Annotated in this window: 24 protein-coding genes; 5 read left to right on the top strand and 19 right to left on the bottom strand. The window is 32.8% G+C overall.

Features of this window, described 5'->3' with window-relative positions; genetic code table 11:
* Positions 1 to 128 precede the first annotated feature (128 nt).
* The 9 genes from dapF to ACQKP0_RS06595 all read right to left on the bottom strand — a co-directional run bounded on the left by dapF (position 129) and on the right by ACQKP0_RS06595 (position 7,659).
* Positions 129 to 1,118: a diaminopimelate epimerase gene (gene dapF, locus ACQKP0_RS06555; protein WP_427405028.1), complete on the bottom strand. Its 990-nt coding sequence runs from the start codon at positions 1,116 to 1,118 to the stop codon at positions 129 to 131.
* Positions 1,119 to 1,257: 139 nt separating this feature from the next.
* Positions 1,258 to 2,541, bottom strand: coding sequence for an NCS2 family permease (locus tag ACQKP0_RS06560; protein ID WP_427405317.1), 1,284 nt, complete (start codon positions 2,539 to 2,541; stop codon positions 1,258 to 1,260).
* A 134-nt stretch (positions 2,542 to 2,675) separates the two neighbouring features.
* Positions 2,676 to 3,428: a hypothetical protein gene (locus tag ACQKP0_RS06565; protein ID WP_427405029.1), complete on the bottom strand. Its 753-nt coding sequence runs from the start codon at positions 3,426 to 3,428 to the stop codon at positions 2,676 to 2,678.
* A gap of 275 nt (positions 3,429 to 3,703) precedes the next feature.
* On the bottom strand, positions 3,704 to 4,483 hold the full coding sequence (locus tag ACQKP0_RS06570) for an ABC transporter permease subunit (protein WP_427405030.1): 780 nt from the start codon (positions 4,481 to 4,483) through the stop codon (positions 3,704 to 3,706).
* Positions 4,480 to 5,388 (bottom strand): ATP-binding cassette domain-containing protein, encoded by a 909-nt coding sequence (locus ACQKP0_RS06575; protein ID WP_427405031.1) that lies wholly within the window; start codon positions 5,386 to 5,388, stop codon positions 4,480 to 4,482. Before ACQKP0_RS06575 ends, ACQKP0_RS06570 begins: the two co-directional genes overlap by 4 nt.
* Positions 5,385 to 5,600 carry a PLDc N-terminal domain-containing protein gene (locus ACQKP0_RS06580; RefSeq protein WP_427405032.1) on the bottom strand — a complete coding sequence of 72 codons (216 nt, stop codon included), beginning with the start codon at positions 5,598 to 5,600 and terminating at the stop codon, positions 5,385 to 5,387. The genes ACQKP0_RS06575 and ACQKP0_RS06580 overlap by 4 nt, the downstream gene beginning before the upstream one ends.
* 51 nt (positions 5,601 to 5,651) lie before the next feature.
* Positions 5,652 to 6,743 (bottom strand): DUF1648 domain-containing protein, encoded by a 1,092-nt coding sequence (locus ACQKP0_RS06585; RefSeq protein ID WP_427405033.1) that lies wholly within the window; start codon positions 6,741 to 6,743, stop codon positions 5,652 to 5,654.
* A gap of 14 nt (positions 6,744 to 6,757) precedes the next feature.
* Positions 6,758 to 7,138, bottom strand: a complete 381-nt coding sequence (locus ACQKP0_RS06590; protein ID WP_427405034.1) for a GntR family transcriptional regulator — start codon at positions 7,136 to 7,138, stop codon at positions 6,758 to 6,760.
* Positions 7,139 to 7,335: 197 nt separating this feature from the next.
* Positions 7,336 to 7,659, bottom strand: coding sequence for a DUF4870 domain-containing protein (locus tag ACQKP0_RS06595; protein WP_427405035.1), 324 nt, complete (start codon positions 7,657 to 7,659; stop codon positions 7,336 to 7,338).
* 162 nt (positions 7,660 to 7,821) lie between these two features.
* Here ACQKP0_RS06595 and ACQKP0_RS06600 point away from each other — a divergent pair, with 162 nt between their 5' ends.
* From ACQKP0_RS06600 to ACQKP0_RS06610, 3 genes are all read left to right on the top strand, one after another.
* Entirely contained in the window at positions 7,822 to 8,604 is a 783-nt protein-coding gene (locus ACQKP0_RS06600; RefSeq protein ID WP_427405318.1) for an undecaprenyl-diphosphate phosphatase, read from the top strand.
* A gap of 16 nt (positions 8,605 to 8,620) precedes the next feature.
* Entirely contained in the window at positions 8,621 to 9,220 is a 600-nt protein-coding gene (locus ACQKP0_RS06605) for a DedA family protein (RefSeq protein WP_427405036.1), read from the top strand.
* 275 nt (positions 9,221 to 9,495) lie between these two features.
* On the top strand, positions 9,496 to 10,059 hold the full coding sequence (locus ACQKP0_RS06610; RefSeq protein ID WP_427405037.1) for a GNAT family N-acetyltransferase: 564 nt from the start codon (positions 9,496 to 9,498) through the stop codon (positions 10,057 to 10,059).
* 264 nt (positions 10,060 to 10,323) lie between these two features.
* Here ACQKP0_RS06610 and ACQKP0_RS06615 read toward each other — a convergent pair whose 3' ends face one another.
* From ACQKP0_RS06615 to ACQKP0_RS06625, 3 genes are all read right to left on the bottom strand, one after another.
* Complete coding sequence (locus ACQKP0_RS06615; protein WP_427405038.1) at positions 10,324 to 10,476, bottom strand: DUF2639 domain-containing protein; 153 nt, start codon at positions 10,474 to 10,476, stop codon at positions 10,324 to 10,326.
* Between the two features lie 116 nt (positions 10,477 to 10,592).
* Positions 10,593 to 11,306, bottom strand: a complete 714-nt coding sequence (locus ACQKP0_RS06620) for a CAP domain-containing protein (RefSeq protein ID WP_427405039.1) — start codon at positions 11,304 to 11,306, stop codon at positions 10,593 to 10,595.
* A gap of 391 nt (positions 11,307 to 11,697) precedes the next feature.
* A complete protein-coding gene (locus ACQKP0_RS06625) occupies positions 11,698 to 11,964 on the bottom strand; it encodes a hypothetical protein (RefSeq protein ID WP_427405040.1) in 267 nt (88 codons plus the stop codon).
* Positions 11,965 to 12,077: 113 nt separating this feature from the next.
* Here ACQKP0_RS06625 and ACQKP0_RS06630 point away from each other — a divergent pair, with 113 nt between their 5' ends.
* On the top strand, positions 12,078 to 12,329 hold the full coding sequence (locus ACQKP0_RS06630) for a DNA alkylation repair protein (RefSeq protein ID WP_427405041.1): 252 nt from the start codon (positions 12,078 to 12,080) through the stop codon (positions 12,327 to 12,329).
* A gap of 171 nt (positions 12,330 to 12,500) precedes the next feature.
* On the opposite strand, the gene ACQKP0_RS06635 is transcribed toward ACQKP0_RS06630, so the two are convergent.
* The 4 genes from ACQKP0_RS06635 to deoD form a co-directional block, all read right to left on the bottom strand.
* Entirely contained in the window at positions 12,501 to 12,917 is a 417-nt protein-coding gene (locus ACQKP0_RS06635) for a MarR family winged helix-turn-helix transcriptional regulator (RefSeq protein ID WP_427405042.1), read from the bottom strand.
* 129 nt (positions 12,918 to 13,046) lie between these two features.
* Entirely contained in the window at positions 13,047 to 14,501 is a 1,455-nt protein-coding gene (locus ACQKP0_RS06640; protein WP_427405043.1) for a S41 family peptidase, read from the bottom strand.
* Between the two features lie 216 nt (positions 14,502 to 14,717).
* A complete protein-coding gene (locus tag ACQKP0_RS06645) occupies positions 14,718 to 15,515 on the bottom strand; it encodes a M15 family metallopeptidase (RefSeq protein WP_427405044.1) in 798 nt (265 codons plus the stop codon).
* A 151-nt stretch (positions 15,516 to 15,666) separates the two neighbouring features.
* Positions 15,667 to 16,365: a purine-nucleoside phosphorylase gene (gene deoD, locus ACQKP0_RS06650; protein WP_427405045.1), complete on the bottom strand. Its 699-nt coding sequence runs from the start codon at positions 16,363 to 16,365 to the stop codon at positions 15,667 to 15,669.
* Positions 16,366 to 16,494: 129 nt separating this feature from the next.
* Here deoD and ACQKP0_RS06655 point away from each other — a divergent pair, with 129 nt between their 5' ends.
* Positions 16,495 to 16,617: a hypothetical protein gene (locus ACQKP0_RS06655; protein WP_427405046.1), complete on the top strand. Its 123-nt coding sequence runs from the start codon at positions 16,495 to 16,497 to the stop codon at positions 16,615 to 16,617.
* A gap of 268 nt (positions 16,618 to 16,885) precedes the next feature.
* On the opposite strand, the gene ACQKP0_RS06660 is transcribed toward ACQKP0_RS06655, so the two are convergent.
* The 3 genes from ACQKP0_RS06660 to ACQKP0_RS06670 form a co-directional block, all read right to left on the bottom strand.
* Positions 16,886 to 17,062 carry a YozD family protein gene (locus tag ACQKP0_RS06660; RefSeq protein WP_427405047.1) on the bottom strand — a complete coding sequence of 59 codons (177 nt, stop codon included), beginning with the start codon at positions 17,060 to 17,062 and terminating at the stop codon, positions 16,886 to 16,888.
* 301 nt (positions 17,063 to 17,363) lie between these two features.
* A complete protein-coding gene (locus tag ACQKP0_RS06665; RefSeq protein WP_427405048.1) occupies positions 17,364 to 18,020 on the bottom strand; it encodes a hypothetical protein in 657 nt (218 codons plus the stop codon).
* Positions 18,021 to 18,142: 122 nt separating this feature from the next.
* Entirely contained in the window at positions 18,143 to 18,367 is a 225-nt protein-coding gene (locus ACQKP0_RS06670; RefSeq protein WP_427405049.1) for a YozE family protein, read from the bottom strand.
* Positions 18,368 to 18,396: the final 29 nt, after the last annotated feature.

Genomic DNA, 18,396 nt, shown 5'->3' on the forward strand with positions numbered 1-18,396 from the left:
GCATCTTCATCACCCCAAGTATTATTTCTATTTATATTTTAAAACAAAAAAGACTGTAGGCAAACTCGATTTTTATCGAGTTTGTCTACAGTCTGAACCGACAATAAAAACATTGTCGGTTTTAGAATTTATCCAAAAAGTATTTCTTTTTCAATAACATTTTTAGCATGGTTTTCGAGTTCTTCATACTGTTTTTGCTCATCAAAATTGGTTTTTTTTATAACTTCAAATGTTTCAGATCTTTTTTCATTGAATACTATTTCTGCATCATATAAATATGTTGCATTGCCAATTAAGTCAATTTTGTAGTTTTGATCATTTTTATGAACAACACAGCGAACTTTCCCGCCATTATTATAAACGTCTATCACCTGTTCAAATTGATTAATAGAGAGTAGGCATGAGACTAGTGAAGAGGCAGACATAGCAGTACCACATGCATTCGTAAATCCTACCCCGCGTTCAAACGTCCGAACATAGATAACTCCCTGATCCATCGCTTTCACAAAACTTACATTAACCCCATCTGGAAATAATTCATTCGTTCCGTTTACATATTCAGCAATTTTCTCTTGAATATTCGAGCGAATCACATCATTATCTACAAAACTGATTAAATGAGGATTAGGCACTGCGACAGCAGTAAATAATAACTCATTAGACAAAGATTCTATTTTTTCATTAATTAGCTGTTCTTTTTCTATGTTCAATGGCAATGCTGTAAGCGAAAACAAAACTGGGGATATTTCCACACAATAAGTTGGAATATCACTAAAAATTGAATCCGACTTATTTACTCTTAAAGTTACTTTCATCGTTTCTATGTAAATTTCATCTTTCTCTAATAACTCACAAACATATCTTCCTACACAACGTAAGCCATTTCCACACATTGAAGCCTCAGAGCCATCTGCGTTAAATACGCGCATTCTTGCATCTGCATGATCACTTTTCATTGTGAAAAGAATTCCATCAGCACCTAATTCAGTATTTCGATCACATAAGGCTATAGCTATATTTTGGCGATCTTTTTCTGAAAAATGATATTGAGTAGAAATTTCATCAATTAATAAGAAGTCATTTCCAGAACCGTGGACTTTTCGTATCGTTATATTCATATTTAGAATCCCCCAGTTTGTTAATACTATTAAATTAGTTATTTATTAAGGTTGCCACAAAACAAGAAATCAATCAAGATAATGTGGCGTTAACATCAAAATGGGCAGCAAATAATGCTGCCCACAAAAAATTTATTATTTATAAATATTGTAAAAGAAAATTAATAAAAAATAAACATGAAATAATATAAAGTGGAATCGATACCTCTTTTGCTTTTCCTATTGAAAGCTTAAGAATGGGATATAAAATAAACCCTATTGCAATTCCATCCGAAATACTTGATGTAAATGGAATCATTGCAATAATTAATATTGCTGGAAAAGCCTCGGTAAGATCACGTAAGTCCATAAAACGAATGTTCTGAGTCATTAATACTCCAATTAAGATTAGTATTGGAGCAATTGCATTATCTGGAATGAGACTCATATAGGGAATTGCAAAAGCTGATAATAAGAAAAAAGCACCAGTCGTAATCGCAGTCAAGCCTGTCCGTCCACCTGCAGTAATAGCTGCAGTGGTTTCGACTGTTGCTACGGTTGGACTCGATCCAAAGATCCCAGAAACAAGAGCTGAAATGCTATTTGCTTGTAATCCCTTTTTAAAATTATCCTCTCTTTTTAACAGAACCATTTGGCTATGAACAAGACCTATATTTTCAAAGACCACTACCATTGTGATTGTAAAAACTGCTATCCAAAACGAAAAGGACAGAAATTTATCAAAAGATAAATGTAGAAACACATCGTGGTAAGAATTCAATGAAAAATTGGCTTTACTAGTTGATGGGATTATACCCAAAAATGCTGCCAGTCCTGTTCCAAAAAGAATACTCCATAAAAAATGCCCTTTAATATTCCGTAAGAAAAGGATGATTGTGACCAGAAAGGTAATTATCGTTGCGATCACCTTTATATCACTTAAATCTCCCAGTGCAATAATTGATGTTCCTCCACGTACAACAAGACCACCCTTTTCCAATCCAATCAGCATTAAAAACAAACCTAAACCCACTGTAATCGCATCTTTTAATGTTTTAGGTATGGATGCATTTAAAATGTACGCAAGTCTTGTAAACGCGACGAGAGCAAAGATAATTCCTGATACAAATACTACCGCGAGGGCTTCTTGCCAGGATAGATTCATCGATTGAACAAGAGTATACGTGAATAATGCATTTATTCCCATTCCAGGAACTAAAATAATTGGAGCATTAGCCCATAGTCCCATGATTAAACAACCAAAAAAGGATGTTAAAATAGTTGCTAATACGGCTCCTGTTAATGGAATTCCCGCTTCTGAAAGAATAAATGAATTAACAGCAATAATGTACACAACAGTAAAAAAACCAATCATTCCAGCTGTAAATTCTTGCTTTACAGTCGTATCATGATCTTTTAACTGAAAAAAACTTTTCTTCTTCATGTCATTACCTATATTCAGTTGTCCCTCTCCCAACCCGCTTACATCTGCATAAAATATACAGGGAAGCCACAATTCATTATTATATCTTCAACTCCTTTACTTGACAATAAGTACCGTAAAAATGTAAGAGATATTCAGTAATAGTAGTTTCGAAAAAAATATATCAATAAACAAACAAGAATATAAAAATCAATTTCTTCTATACTTTCGATAAATTCAATAATCGGGGTATTCGGTGAAAACTGCTTTTGCCAATTAATCGGCATGATGCCTCTTTCAATTCTTGCAATGACTTTGTTTTCTTTATTAAACTCGATAGCCGAAGATTTTTTTACAATTGAATATTCAATCTTGTTTACAGAAAAGGAATGTTTATTTTTTTCTCTATTATTATGCGTAAGTATTAACCTTTCCTTATTATATGAGAGCCCAGCAGCTATTTTATTTGAAGAATCTAATTTAAACGTTGCTAGTATACTCCCATCTCGTTTTTTTATTTGATATATAGATGTAGTTTGAAAAAAAGTTTTCAACTTGGGAATTCTTTTTTCAGAAATTTCCCATTCACATAATCCGTTACTTTTAAACAACCTTATTTGAATGTTTCGTGCCGGGACATACATTACTAGAAATCGCTTATTATCATGAATGAATTTTTCCTGAGAATTTAAAAGAAAGGAAGCCTTTGAATGTCGATATACATAATAATGATATTTAAAGAAAAAATAGATTAATATAATGCATATTAGACCACATAAGAGTACTATGTTTATTGTAATTCCAAGACTAAACAGAATGAATAAACAAATCGTCGTATATATACTTATAATAATTACTTGATTAAAATATACCTTTGCCACCAAGGAATAATATTCTTTAATATTCATCTCTCTCTTCACCCTATTCTAGAAGTATCAATCTATTATATGAAAAAAAGATAGAATATATTCGTTTTTGGTGTCAGGCACCGCTTGTGGACTTTTCAATTAGTTTTCCACCCCATATGGACATTTTCGGTTTTCAAATGAAAATTTTTCCTTTTTGTCCATCTTGGGTGGAAAAAAAGATAAAATGTCCACGTATGGTGTCAGGCACCTTAACAATTAGAAAAGTCAGACATCAATTTGCAGAATGTCTGACTTTTGTTTTGACTCGTTACTATTTAGATCAGTTCTTTTCTCTTAAAGATTGCTAACGAAGAAACGAGTAATAGGACAATGAGGCAAAAGGTAATAATAATTGCTGATGTTGTACCTTCGGAAATATTCCCGTTACTCCATAATTCACCCGTATATTGAAATAATTTAGATGGAAACCATTTAAGTTTCTCTGGTACTAATGTCGGAACAAAGCTTAAAATAATTGTCAATGCAAGAGTCAAGGCTGCCGTTGCGCCTCCCGATTTCAACATACTACCAAAAAAGAAAACGAGTGTTACCACTAATGTTAACCATACTCCATAGATCATTAGTCCTTTAAGCATGAGGGAAACATCTATTAAAGCAAACAATTGATAAGTATAGTACCAGTTAGCGAACATTCCTAAAATATAGGACACCCAAACAATTAATAAGGCAGATGTCCATTTTGCAAGTACGTATGAGCGAAACGAGACCGGTTTTACTAAGACTAATGCGGCACTTCCATTTTTTCTTTCTCCTGGTATTGAGGACATAAAAGCTAACACAATAACCAAGATTCCAATCATATTAAAATACTGGCTTACCGTTCCAAATAAGACATCTGATGCTGATGGAGGCGGAATTTCGATTACTGATCCTTCTGGTAAATCTCCAAGAGAGTCAATAATTTTCGGCATATAATAGGTTGTTATGGGTTGAATCAATCCTAACAATATGAAAAGTAAGGGCATCCATACCCATCTAAAATTTCTAAGTGATTCTAAGCTTTCTTTTTTAAAAAATATGAAAAACTGTTTCATCCTCTCACCACTTTCGTGAAAACTTCTTCTAATGAAAGCATGCCAATTTCAAAACCAAGCAACGGCCAATTTTCATCACTAGCTCTTTTTAGTAACTGCTTCCTACCTTGCTCTTGATCTTTTACATTCACATGAATTTCTTTATTCACCATCTCTATCTTTTCAATCCAATCCTCTTTTTCTAAAGAGTTGTAGATGAATACTGGATTACTAGAAAAGTTCAAGCGAATTATTTTATTAGTATGTTTTTCTTTTACTTGACTTAATTCACCATTTTCAATAAGCTTACCGCTGTGCAAAAATAAGACATTATCACATACTTCTTCAGCATCATTTAAAATATGGGTAGAGAATAAAATAGTTGTTTCATTTTTCAACCTTCTCATTAGCTCTATCACTTCTCTGCGACCAAAAGGATCAAGTGCAGATACTGGTTCATCAAGTATTAAAATTTTTGGTTTATGAATAAGTGCTTGAGCGATTCCAAGTCTTTGCTTCATACCGCCTGAATATTGTCCAATACGTCGATTTCGCCCTTCCGATAAACTAACCATTTCAATTAGTTCATCAATTCTATGTTCTAATGCAAGTTTATTAATATTTGTTAACTGACCAACAAAGCGTAGATACTCTTCTCCGCTCATCCAATCAAAAAATGATGGATATTGAGGTAGATAACCGATTAAATAACGTAAATCCGTCTGAATAGGATTTGCCTGGGAGCGAGTCGTTCCACTAGTCGGTGAAATGAGTCCTGAAATCATATTTAAAGTTGTTGTTTTTCCAGCGCCATTTGGCCCTAATAAAGCTGTACATTTTCCTTCCTCTAGTGAAAAACTGATTGAATCGACAGCTTTTTTACCCTTGTAATTTTTCGTAAGATTTCGAACCTCTAGTACATTCATCTATTTTGTCTCCTTCCAACAATGAAATAAATGATTGGACCTACAATGCTTAAAAATAAAATAATTATAACCCAGAGCCATTTTGGTCCATTCGCTTGCTTCACACGAATTAAATCGATAATTGCGACAATAACTAAGACCAACTGAATTAATATGATCGGTGCGATTAAACCCCAATTAATCGATTGTAATGCATCTTGAATATTATCCATTCCTACCCCTCCAAAATGTTTGATCTAACTCTTGAAGTCCACCACTTTTTTCTATTTAACCGTTAAACTAATAATTATGGGTATTAATATGATAGTAATCATTACCATCCAACCAATTGGCCTAGCCAAATTAATTGTCCAACCAGTACCAAAACGCTTTTCTACCCATAAAGATGGATCATTCGGATTGAAATAAAATACACCTAATTTCCAAAAACGATCATCATCATAATTAATCTTATTATTACTAAAGTCATTTTTTATTTTCACCCTGCTTCCACCTTGACCAGTGGTGACAGATATAATAATCACTAGCAAAATAATGATTCCTACTAAACCTAATGAAAACCCTTGGAGTAAATTCTGATTGATGTTGATAATAAAGGAGAGCTGAATAAGAAAAAACATCAGTGACATTAATATGCTTGTCACAATCAAAAATAAAGACCATCTACGACGAAATATCACATTTTGTTTCATTGATTTTTCTGGATTTGATGCATTAATTTGCTGTTTGCTTCTAGAGATAATTTGATTGAGATATAAAAATAACCCTGTTAAAAATAACTGAATAAGAGGGAGTTGAAACACTGACCAGTAATTTTTATCTACCCAGTTGGTTACATTCCCTTTAAAATCGTATTTCATCGGCATTCTGTTCGGAATTTCTTTATAAAATAAAATCGTTATAATGATCGAGGCAATAGCAATGACAAATGAAATTAATAGCCATCCATTTGAATAAGTCTTTTTTTGAGAATGAAATCTTGTATCGATCGAGATGGATTGTGTTTTTGATTTTCTCCAATCATTACTTGCTTTTAACTTCTTCATTTGGTTATGAAACTTTAAATAGATTAAAAAAGAACCTATTGAAAAACCAATTATTGATACGAGCAATGATTGAATGACCCAATTTTCATTGCCAATTAGCCAGCTAATAAATACAAAAATGCAAATGATCAAACTGAGTATCCCTGTTAGAAAAACATACTTTTTTCTCATAACGATAAGCTCTTTACTACTGTATATTTCCTCGGGTATCGAAACCCCAAAGCACTCTGTCTTTCTAGTGATGTACGGAATTATCATCGTAATGATGGTAATAGGTATGACTGTAAAAAACACGATAAAATAACTCATCTCTTTTCCCCCATTTATTGTGTAATATCTTTAAAGATTTCGTTGCATAATTCTAAAAACTTTTCATCTTCCATCCCGCGACAAATAGATTCACTAATTAAAGGTCTTAGATTTTCTTTTAATGTCATCATAAACTCATCATTTACTGTTGGTAATTGGTCTGGATTGATAACGACCCCTTTTTGCCTGTGGATCAGAATAAAACCATCCTGTTTCAATAATTGATAGGCCTTATTTACTGTATGCATATTTACACCTAGATCCGCAGCCATTGTTCGAACTGATGGAAGGTCTTCACCAGGAAGAAGTTGCTTTGAAGCAATCCCTTCAATAATTTTATTTTTCAATTGGATATAAATGGGTGTTTCAGATTGTAAATCAAGACTAATAATCATTTCATAATCATCTCTCCTCTAGTCCATTCTAACTGTTATATAAATAATATAACAGTTAGAATGGGAAATCAATAGTAATTATTAAAATTAGACATTCTTAAAGATTATATTGCTACTGATAAGGTCTTGTAAGGAGCGTATCTAAGCCAATACATAAAGAATAGAAAAAGCTTGGAATGAATCCAAGCTTTTTCTTTTTATTTAATAAATTCAATCGTGAATGGTATACGATAAGCTTCACCTTGATATGCTTTGACAGCAGCTACAATCGTAAAAATGAATGCAAGTATTCCCAGCACCCAAAGTAAAACCACACCAATTAATACAAGAATTAAGATGGCACTAATAACAGAATACAGAAAATAGGAAATCGCAAAATTAAAATATGCCCTCCCATGAAAATCTATAAAATCGGAATCATCTTTCTTGATCAACCAAATAATTAAAGGACCAATAATTGTTGTAAAAAAACTTAATACATAAATCGCTGCAGCCATTAATTTTTCTTCTTGAGTTATCATTCCACATTCCTCATTTCAATTTGATTTCTAATACAAGAATATACGAATTTAATCTGTGTTTGTTTCCCATTTTGAAAATTTTTGATTAATTTCTTCTATATATATTGCATATGTTTATTATAGTTGTCCATATTTATCAATCATACAAAGTAGGTGAATTTTTTGTTATCAAATTTGCAGGCTTTCATTTTAGGCATTATCCAAGGATTAACAGAGTTCTTGCCAATTTCTAGTACGGGCCATTTGTATATTGGAAGACATTTATTTCATTTAGATGATGCCGGTCTTTTTCTTGATACGATGCTCCATGTTGGTACATTTCTAGCTATTGTTGTTGTATATAAGGATGAGTTTTGGAAGATGATTTGCCATCCGTTTAGTAAGCTCACATATATTATGATAATAGGGACGATTCCTGCGGTGGTTGTTGGCCTTTTACTCAAGGATTTTTTTGAGGAGATATCAAAAACAGGTGTCACCATAGGGTGGGAATTTCTAGCGACTGGACTAATTTTATGGTTTTCTGAAAAAGCAAAAAAAGGCAGCAAAAAATTAGAGGATATCGGTTACTCAGATGCACTTATTATTGGAACATTTCAAGCAGCTGCCATATTCCCAGCATTATCTCGATCAGGCTTAACCATTGCTGCAGGATTAATACGAAAACTAGATAGAGAAACTGCCGCTTATTTTTCCTTTTTATTATCTACACCGGCCATCCTTGGGGGGATTGTTTTACAAGGGAAGGATCTATTTACTGGACAAGTTGAATCTGTCACATTAACCGGTCTGCTAATAGGGACGATTACTTCTGCTATTTTTGGCTATATGGCCATTGTTGGGATGGTTAATTTTCTAAAGAAAAAATCACTAAAAATATTTGCATATTATGTTTGGATTCTAGGATTCTCCCTCATTCTTTTGCAATCAATAGGAATCTTCTAAATGGAGCTGAAAAATAATGGCAAGTGATTGGATAACAAATATTTTAGAAATTCTTGGGCAATATGGTTTTTTAGGTATAGCTTTAGCCTTAATGATTGAAATCATTCCTAGTGAGATTGTTTTAGGCTATGGGGGATATTTAATCTCAAGTGGAAAAATAAGCTTTATTTCTGCACTGCTTGCCGGGATAACGGGGGGTACCATTGCTCAACTTTTTTTATATTGGTTAGGTAAATACGGAGGACGTCCATTCTTCGATAAATATGGCAAGTTTCTTTTCATCAAACAAAAACATCTAGATGCGGCGGAAGGCTGGTTTAATCAATATGGTACAATTGTAATTTTTACAGCAAGATTTATCCCAATTGTTCGACATGCTATATCGATTCCAGCAGGTATTGCTAGAATGTCCTTCTACCATTTCCTCATATATACTCTAGCTGCGATGCTTCCTTGGACCATCCTATTTTTGCTCATAGGAATGCAGTTAAATCAACACTGGAACACGATTAGTGGTGTGGCAAATGCTTATATAAAACCGATTGTCATTATAGCTATTGGTTCACTTATAATCTATTTTTGTTTTCATTACATTCATAAAAAGAGAAGGAATTAGAACTTTGTCGAAATGAGGGTAATATAGTCAAAAAAAATTAACAAAAAACCTATTTTCAATTGCAAATTTTTATTGTAAGATACAATCAGAAACTAAACTTAAAAGCATAAATATTGTATTTTTAGGGAAGGCAAATGGTGCGCCACCAGCTCGTTTCTTGACTGGTTCTAGTGGGTTCGATTCCCACCCCGAAATTTTTTACGCAACTTTAAAAAATTTCGAGGGTGGAGATCTTCCTTTATTAGGGGACAACTGCCCTCTTTGGAGGGATCGTCATGCTCAAGAAACGCGAATTAATTGGTCAAGAGAACCATATTCTATTCGAACTAATGGTACACCCAGAAGTCTTTCCTTTTGTACGTCATAAGGCCTATTCACATGACGAATTTCTATTTCTGACCAAGAAAACAATAGAAGCTGAAGAGCAAGGTAAATTAATTTCCAGAACAATTATTGATGAATGGAGTAATCCAATAGGCACGATTAATCTATATGATATCGAAAATGGAGCCGGATTTTTAGGGACTTGGATTGGTAAAGCCTATCACGGAAAAGGCTACAACAAACTTGCTAAAGAAGTATTTTTTAACGAAGTTTTCTATGAGTTAGGTATTGAGACTATTTTTATGCGTATTCGAAAAGAAAATATTCGCTCAATAAAAGCTGCAGAAAAATTACCGTATACGATAAAAGCAAATGAATCACGCAAATCTATTTTCGAGCAAATAAATGCTAAAAATTATATATACGATTTATATGAAATATCAAAAGATCTATACTCACTGTACATTATGCGTCAGCAATCGATTCAAGATGAAACACAGGCATTAGAAGCATAAAGAACTCGCTTTTGCGAGTTCTTTATTTTTGGCTCTTTTCGTATAAATTGTTGTTTTTAGACTATAAACTTAGTCCGTTGATTTCCGCTCTTGCTTTCCGCGGGGAGGGATGGGAGCCTCCTCGGAGGTACCGCCTGTGGGGTCTCCCACTTCCCTCTTTTTCCCGCAGGAGTCAAGTGTCCTCCGCTACAATCAACTCAGATTGTTAATAAATTATCACTAAAAAAGCAACAAACTTTACGAAAACAGCCTTATTTTTATAAACTATTTTTCATTCTTTGTTTGTAGTTCATTATACAGATTTCTTACCACCCATGTTTTGTACAGTTCTAGTTTTCTTCTTCCTACAGGATGATAACGCATTCCCATATTTTTTAATTGTTGGACATACCATCCCTTTGAATACTTATAGGCCATTAACATTCCCCTTTCATTATTACTAGTCCATTTCAATATATGTGATGAAGATAAGGAATATGACCTTATTAAAAGACATAAAAAAGAACCTCCATTAGTGAAGGTTCTTACATATATTATTTACCGATAAATTCTTGAGTCCAATAGTTACCATTGGCAACATAACCTACACCAATATTAGTGTAACTTTTGTTTAAAATATTGGCACGATGTCCTGGACTATTCATCCAACCATTGACCACTTCTTCTGGAGAACGTTGACCCATTGCAATATTTTCACCTGCTGAACGATAAGAGATTCCAAATTTTTTCATCATATCGAATGGAGATCCGTAAGTAGGACTATTATGGTCAAAATATTTATTTGTTGCCATATCATTCGATTTAATTCGTGCAACTTTACTTAGTTCTGTATCAATTGATAATGCCGGTAAACCATTTTTTGCACGTTCTTTATTTGTTAAATCAACAACTTGCTTTTCAAAAGCATTTAAAGTATATCCACTTTGTTGATTATTTGTAGTTGTTGGTTTTGTAGTAGCTGGTTTTGTAGTTTGCCCAGTTGAAGGTTTATTTTGATTAACAACCGGTTTCTTTTCAGTTGTTGGTTTATTTTGTTGAACAACAGTTTTACCTTGTACATTATATTTTGACAATAATTGATTCATCCAAGTTTGTAGATCTTGAATATTGTTAGTTTTATAATCATATTGTACTACTTTCATATTTTGGTTGCAGTCATTTTGAAATGTTGCAGCATCTGCTTTATTCATAAATGGAGTTGCAAGAAGTGCCAATGCAGTTGCGGTAGTAATAATTGTTTTTTTCATGATTATTTTCTTCCTCCTTGTTATCTGCGTTGTTTGTCCTGCACAAAAATCATATCATATGTTTTTTGTAATATATTTGGAAAAGAATTCAATTATCATAGATTGATAACTATTTATAAGATTCTATTAGTAAAAGAAGCTTGGTAATATAGGATACTACTTAAATAGCTACCATAGGTTTGCCTCCAAAATTTTTACCAACTAATGATTAGTAATACCAAATATTAACTCATAATTGCTATTGACAGATTTTCAGGAAGAAGGAAAAATTAACGATTGTTTCAAATAGATTTCAAACATTTATATAAGATTAAAGTCATAAATGACCATGCTACAGGAACTTAAATAAGGTCACCATGTATCTCCATAAAAAAAAAGCCATTAGCATGAACTAATGACTGATTTCTTCCATAGTTTCTAGATAATATTTGATTAACTCCATTTTAAAGGAATTGTCTAAAGTAGATTCAGATATTCGCTTGATTGCATAATAAAACTTTTTTTCTATGGATTTTCTGATTCTAGGATGAGAATTTTCATCACGAAGCTCTATTAATATTGCCTTTTTTAGTTGTTCTTTAGAAGAATCAGTATTTTCTATACCTTTTCGGTTCTTCCAAATACTTAAATAAGCTTCATAAAGTTTTGAATCATTCATATATCCATCCCCTTTAGTAATTAATAACATAAATACGAACAAAATGGTTATCCTAATGTTAAAGACCTCGGATGAGGAAGAAATATAGAAATGCGGATAAAGGAGGTTTTTTTATGCATGGACCCTATTGCTGTCCAAATTGTAAAACGAATAGAACTCGTTTTAATATTATAGAGCAAGTTCCACAAGCAATAAAGATGGACCCAAAATCAGGGGATATTATTGAAGAATATGGTATCGAAGCACCTGATCTTTTTCATATTTCATATAATGGTCCAGAGTATCGGGTTCAATGTGGAGCTTGTGGTTTAGTAGAAGACGAAAAAACCTTTTTAAAATTCGGGGAGAATAAAACGAACTCGTAAGGGCTTTAATCAACCCCATACTATAATGTTCTTCGGCGATAAAAGTCCGCTTTTGACTTTTATTGCCGAAATATAATCTAGCCTTAAGGGGCTGCACACATAACTCTAAAAATAATCATATATAGAAAAACATCTATTTTGCCAATCTAGCTGTATGTACAGTCTGTAAATTTATATAATTGAATTTTCAAGCTTGCGTAATAGACAAATTAAATCATTTATTTCCTCTTTAGAAAACACTTTAAATTTTTCTTGTAAAAACTCTGAATTTAAAGTATTTAATTTTTTGATTAAATCATTTCCTTCGTTTGTTAAGCATAGAACAACTACTCTTCGATCCTTACTAGATCTCTCTCTTTCGATTAACTGCTTTTGAACTAGTGAGTCAGTAATACTTGTTATATGGCTTGCGGATACTTGTAAAGCCCTAGACAAATCTGACACCCGCATTTTCCCCTTCAGCAAATGCTTTAATACGATAAACTCATTAATTGTTACATATTCACTCATAACACTACTATATTGTTCACGCATCTTTCTAAAAACAATCCTAAATAACAACTCCAATTCAGATAATTCGTTATCCATTAGCTTTTATCCTTTCATTTTCACCCTTCCTTTTATGATACTATAAGATTCAGATTAAAAAAAGAGGATGACCCATAAGTGTCTAGCACTTTCTTTGAGGGTCACCCTAATTATGTGTCATACTCTCTATTATTTTAATATGCTAATAGCTTTTTTCACTTGAGTATCATTCTTAACAATCTTTTCTCTAATTTTATTCATTAATTGAAGCGTGGTTTCTCCTTCAATAATGCCGTTAACCTTTAATTTTTCTTTCTTTTGAAATTCTTTTACAGCTTTTTCTGTATTCTTATCGAAATATCCATCTACTTTTCCAGGATTGTAACCTAGTGCTTTCAACATTTCTTCAGCGGCTTTCACTTCATTTGATAATGACGAAACCTTAAGCTTGCTGTCAGGATTAATAATTGGAAGTTCTGAATATTTTGGGAGAGTCACCTTATAATTAGGATCAATCCCTTTTTTATGAATCCAATTCGCATCAGGGGTTAACCATTTTGCGGTTGTAAATTTAATATTTGATCCATCCTTAAAGTCACTTGCAGTCTGAACAGTTCCTTTTCCAAACGATTTCAGACCAACCAATGAAATCCCTGCTGATTCACTAACTGCAGCAGCAAATATTTCAGATGCACTTGCACTTCCATTGTCAATAATGACCGCTGTAGGTACATCTATTTTCTTTCCGCCCTCTGCTACTATTTCTTCTCTTTTTCCTTTTTTGTCCTCTATTTGCACAATTTTCTTTCCTTCAGGTACAAAAAGATTCGAAATTTTTATCGCCTGATCAAGTAATCCGCCTGGATTTTGGCGAAGATCAATAATTAGTGCCTTCATTCCTTTTGAATCCATATCTTTCAGAGCATTTAAGAGTTCTTTATAAGTATTTTCCGAAAAGCTTGTGATTTGAATTTTCGCTACTCCATCCTTCATCATTTCCGGATATACTGTATTCAGTGGAATTTCATCCCGGGTGATTGTAAGTTGTGATGTTTCATGAGAACCAGCTCTTTGGATGGACAATGTTACTTTCGAACCTTTTTCGCCGCGTATTAAAAGAACCGCTTCATTTGCACTCATTCCGCGAATACTTTTACCATCTACAGAAAGTATTTTATCATTGGGCTTAATTCCCGCTTTTTCTGCAGGAGATCCTTTGATTGGAGAAACAACAACGATAAATCCGTCTTTTTCCTGAATTTCAGCACCAATTCCTTGGAACGACGAGGAGATACTTTCGTGAAATTTCGTTGCATCTTCTTTAGTCATATAATCAGAATATGGATCATCTAAGGAATCTACCATTCCTTTAATCGCACCGTTAATTAATTTTTCGTTATCCAAATCCTTGTAATAATTTTTTTTCAATTGATCATACGTATCGTATAATTTATTGAACTCTGTTCTTTGGTTAACGCCAACCGTTACTGCTTTTTCATCACCAAATGCTAAGGCAAACGTTGTAATACCAGCTGTTGCAAAAACTAAAACAAATATAAGCATGATAAATTTAAATTTTCTTATTCGTATATAGCCATTTGTTTGTTCTGCATGAGAATCTATTTCTTGCTTATCATGTTCCAAGACCTTCACCACTTTCTTACCCGAAATACACTGCCTAATTTTCGAAAAATTTTCACAAAAAGAAATGCTAACTTCTATATTTTATCAGCTTTTTATTAATTACGAAAGAAAAGCTTTTTTACGGCATTATGACATTAAAATTTATATCATTTTTTAATGTTCTCTTTTTATTCTCAAATTGATAATATTTGTAGAAAAAGCAGGCATTGCCTGCTTTTACATTTTTTTGACCTCTTGAAAGTACTCCTCTAATGTCCAATTATTTTTATAAATAATTGAAGCTACTTTTGTACCAACATAGCGAAAATGCCATGGTTCATATTCGTAACCTGTAATTTTTTCTTTTTCTTTTGGATATCTCAATATAAAGCCAAATTCATGGGCATGTTCACGAAGCCATATACCTTCTTTTTGCTTCCCGAAATTTTCGGTCAATAGGAAGTTTTCAGATTTACCCGTAATATCCATTGCAAGCCCAGTTTGGTGTTCACTTTGACCCGGAGTTGCAACAGCTTGTACAGCCTTTTCTTTTCCTACTTTAGCTATTTCTGCATCTTGTAAAGCTTTTTGTCTTTTATAAGAGCGATATCCGGATGAAGCATATAAGATGATTCCATCCTTTTCAGCTTTTTTGAACATTTTTTCTAATGCCGCTGCTGCTTCTTTTCTCATATAGCTTTTTTCAATATCTTGGTTTCCGAAGGAAAAATTTACATTCGGACGAACTAAATCCTTAGGTTCGTAAGCGCCTAAGGAATATTCCTTATTAACCAGTGCAAGTATGTTAGATCTATTCTCAATGAGATTTTGACCATTTACTACCTTTATATGATTAAAATACTTAGATTCTAATAGTAAGTCAGGTTTTGAAGTTACCTGTGATTGCTTTGTTTCACCACTCGTATTTGAATCCTGATGCGGAGAAACTTTTTTAGTATCAATATTACTATTCTGTCCCCAACTACAACCACCTAGTAGGAGGAGCACTGATGTCGTTGCTATAATTCGTTTCATGTTTTCACCTTTCTTCTTGTTTCACATACAAAATGGAATACATAATAAATATTATCAAAACTTATAAAGGTCTGCTAGAAAAATTTATTGTAAAAAAATAGCCTCGCGTGTACCGAGACTATTTCTATTAAACCTTATTATTCGAAGTAAATTAGACTAATGTTGCTAGCGCTACTTCAATCATATCATTAAAGGTTGTTTGACGCTCTTCAGAGGTTGTTTCTTCACCAGTTAAAATATGGTCACTTACAGTTAATACTGATAAGGCATTTCGTCCATATTTTGCCGCAAGCGTATATAATGCCGCAGTTTCCATTTCAATTGCTAAAATACCATATTTAGCCCATTTTTCATGGTCAGCATTATCATTATAGAACATATCTGCAGTGAAAACATTTCCTACTTTTAAATTCAACCCTTTTTTAACTCCACCATCATATGCTTTTCTTAATAATTCAAAGTTAGCAGTTGGTGCATAATCAATACCACCGAATGTAAGACGATTCATCTGAGAATCTGTTGAAGCGGTCATCGCCAAAATTACATCTCTGACTTTGACATCTTTTTGTATTGCACCACATGTACCTACTCGAATTAAATTTTGAACATTATAGCTTTGCATTAATTCATTAATATAAATAGAGATAGATGGTACACCCATTCCTGTGCCTTGAACAGAAACTTTTTTTCCTTTATATGTACCAGTAAAACCATACATATTTCGGACCTCATTATAGCAAGTCACATTTTCAAGAAAAGTCTCAGCTATATATTTAGCCCGTAATGGATCACCTGGTAATAGCACTGTTTCAGCGATTTCATTTTCTTTTGCATTAATATGTATACTCATATAAATCCTCCTTCAAAATCCAGTATGTCCATTGTACTGGTTTACTATAAAGGATGCAATATTCTTTTGTAATGATGCGATCAATTTTAGGGAAGATTATGAAAGAATTTAAAAGAAGGAGGGTAATGGATGGGAAAGAAGCATCGCAATCGTATCAATGGTCAAAAGAAAAACAACCATATTCCTGCTGAACAAATTGTTGCTGAACATGAGGCCCACGCGAAGGAATTCTCTGCAAAAGATCGAAAATAAGAAAAGCGGAAGCGCCGCAGATCTAGCCTACGGATTTTGTAGTCTTCGACTGAGATAAAGGAAACACGGTGAGGTAGTTCACGAGTCGATGCCCGCTTATCGTATGGAAAAGATGAAGAAATCCGCTAGCCGATGGCTGCTTGCGCTAGACAGAAACTAATTTATTTAGTAAAAAATTTTATCCTTTCTTAACCTTTAAAAAAGCCTTCCTTAACAGGAAAGCTTTTTTTAAAACTATGACACCTTTTTAAGTTTGAAGTCGGACACGTTAGAAATCATCTTCCGATTCCTCATCAATAATTGATTTTGCGATTAAGTAGTCAAATGTTATGTCGGCGATTTCTTCAACCTCTTCTTCTTTAGGAGCATACCCTCTCTTAATTAATTCTTGAAAGAAAAATTCCGCTATCTCTTCCGTATCAATAATCACTTCAATATCCCTCATTAAAATCGCCTCCTTTGATTTACAATGTATGTTTTTTAAGCAAATTTTATGCACAGGCTCTTAACTGATTGAAACCAACTTTATATTGTTCTTGTTTTTGTTGGACAAGCATATACATTTAACAAATGATCATTACTTTTTAAGAACGGGGGCAATAACTATGATTCACTCTCATAATAATCAAAAAATAAATAAAAGTTCAGATAACATTGAATCAAATATTCTATTTTATATGGAGAAAGTATTATCCTTTTTATTTAAATCTTTTATCATCTCTTTTGTAGCATTATCAATCTATCTTTTATTTTTTTAAATTTTCATTTTTATATAGTGAAAGATTTAGTAATTGCTTTTCTATTACATGAAGATTTGACAGATATTTTTCATCATTAAACATTAAAAATAGTGTTTTATAATCATTATATTTATCCAGCAAGCAGTCAATCTTATGGGAAAGTTGTTCTTTCGGTGCAGGGATTAATAATGGTTTTTTTGTCTTTTTTACTGGATAAACAAATCCAAATTTTTTTAAGAATGCATCTGCATGTTCTGAGTCAGCAACCAATATCAACTCTGCTTCATCGGCTTCCAGCCATTCACCATCATTCACCCTTGTTAATTCATAAATGATGTCTTCCCATGCATCCTCCTGGTATCTCCAAATCTCTGTACGAAATCCAACAACTTTAAAAAGTTCATCTTTATATCCTTTAACTTGAACTAAGTCTCCAAAAAAGAATTTATATTCTATGTCAATTTGTTCTTTATCAAATATTTCACCCTTATAATCAGTTAGTAACATGATTCCATTCTCTTTAAATAAACCGCCGCTTTCATTAACTTCATACAAATATTGTCCATCCAACATTTTAATACTTGTTATTTTACCAACGGAACCATATTTTGTTACTACCACAATATCTCCTATCTCATATTTTGGTTGCCCTGGATTTTTCATTTCCTCCCGTCTCCTTGATACAAAGCCTAAGTATTATTAATTAGTATATGCAATGTCAATGCGAACGGTTTTGATTATTATTTAGTCTCATTATTCAAAATTAACTTATCTTAACAAATAGGTCATTGTTTTTTTTCAATTATGTATAGTTCCCATGCCTCGTCAAACACAGTCATTGATTTTAAATAATGTCCATTCAGTTCAAGATAGGAACTAATCTCATGATAGTCAAATGAACCTTTTGGGAAGGAATGATCTTCATAAGCATAATTAGCGAATTCGGAAATACTATCTTTAGGTTTCGGATTACGATATTTCATTAAATAGTGATAAAAAGTTTGATTCATATAGGGGACCCTTTCTTTTGATTATATAT

The organism is Heyndrickxia sp. NPDC080065, from assembly GCF_050281185.1.
Classification (GTDB): Bacteria; Bacillota; Bacilli; order Bacillales; family Bacillaceae_C; genus Heyndrickxia.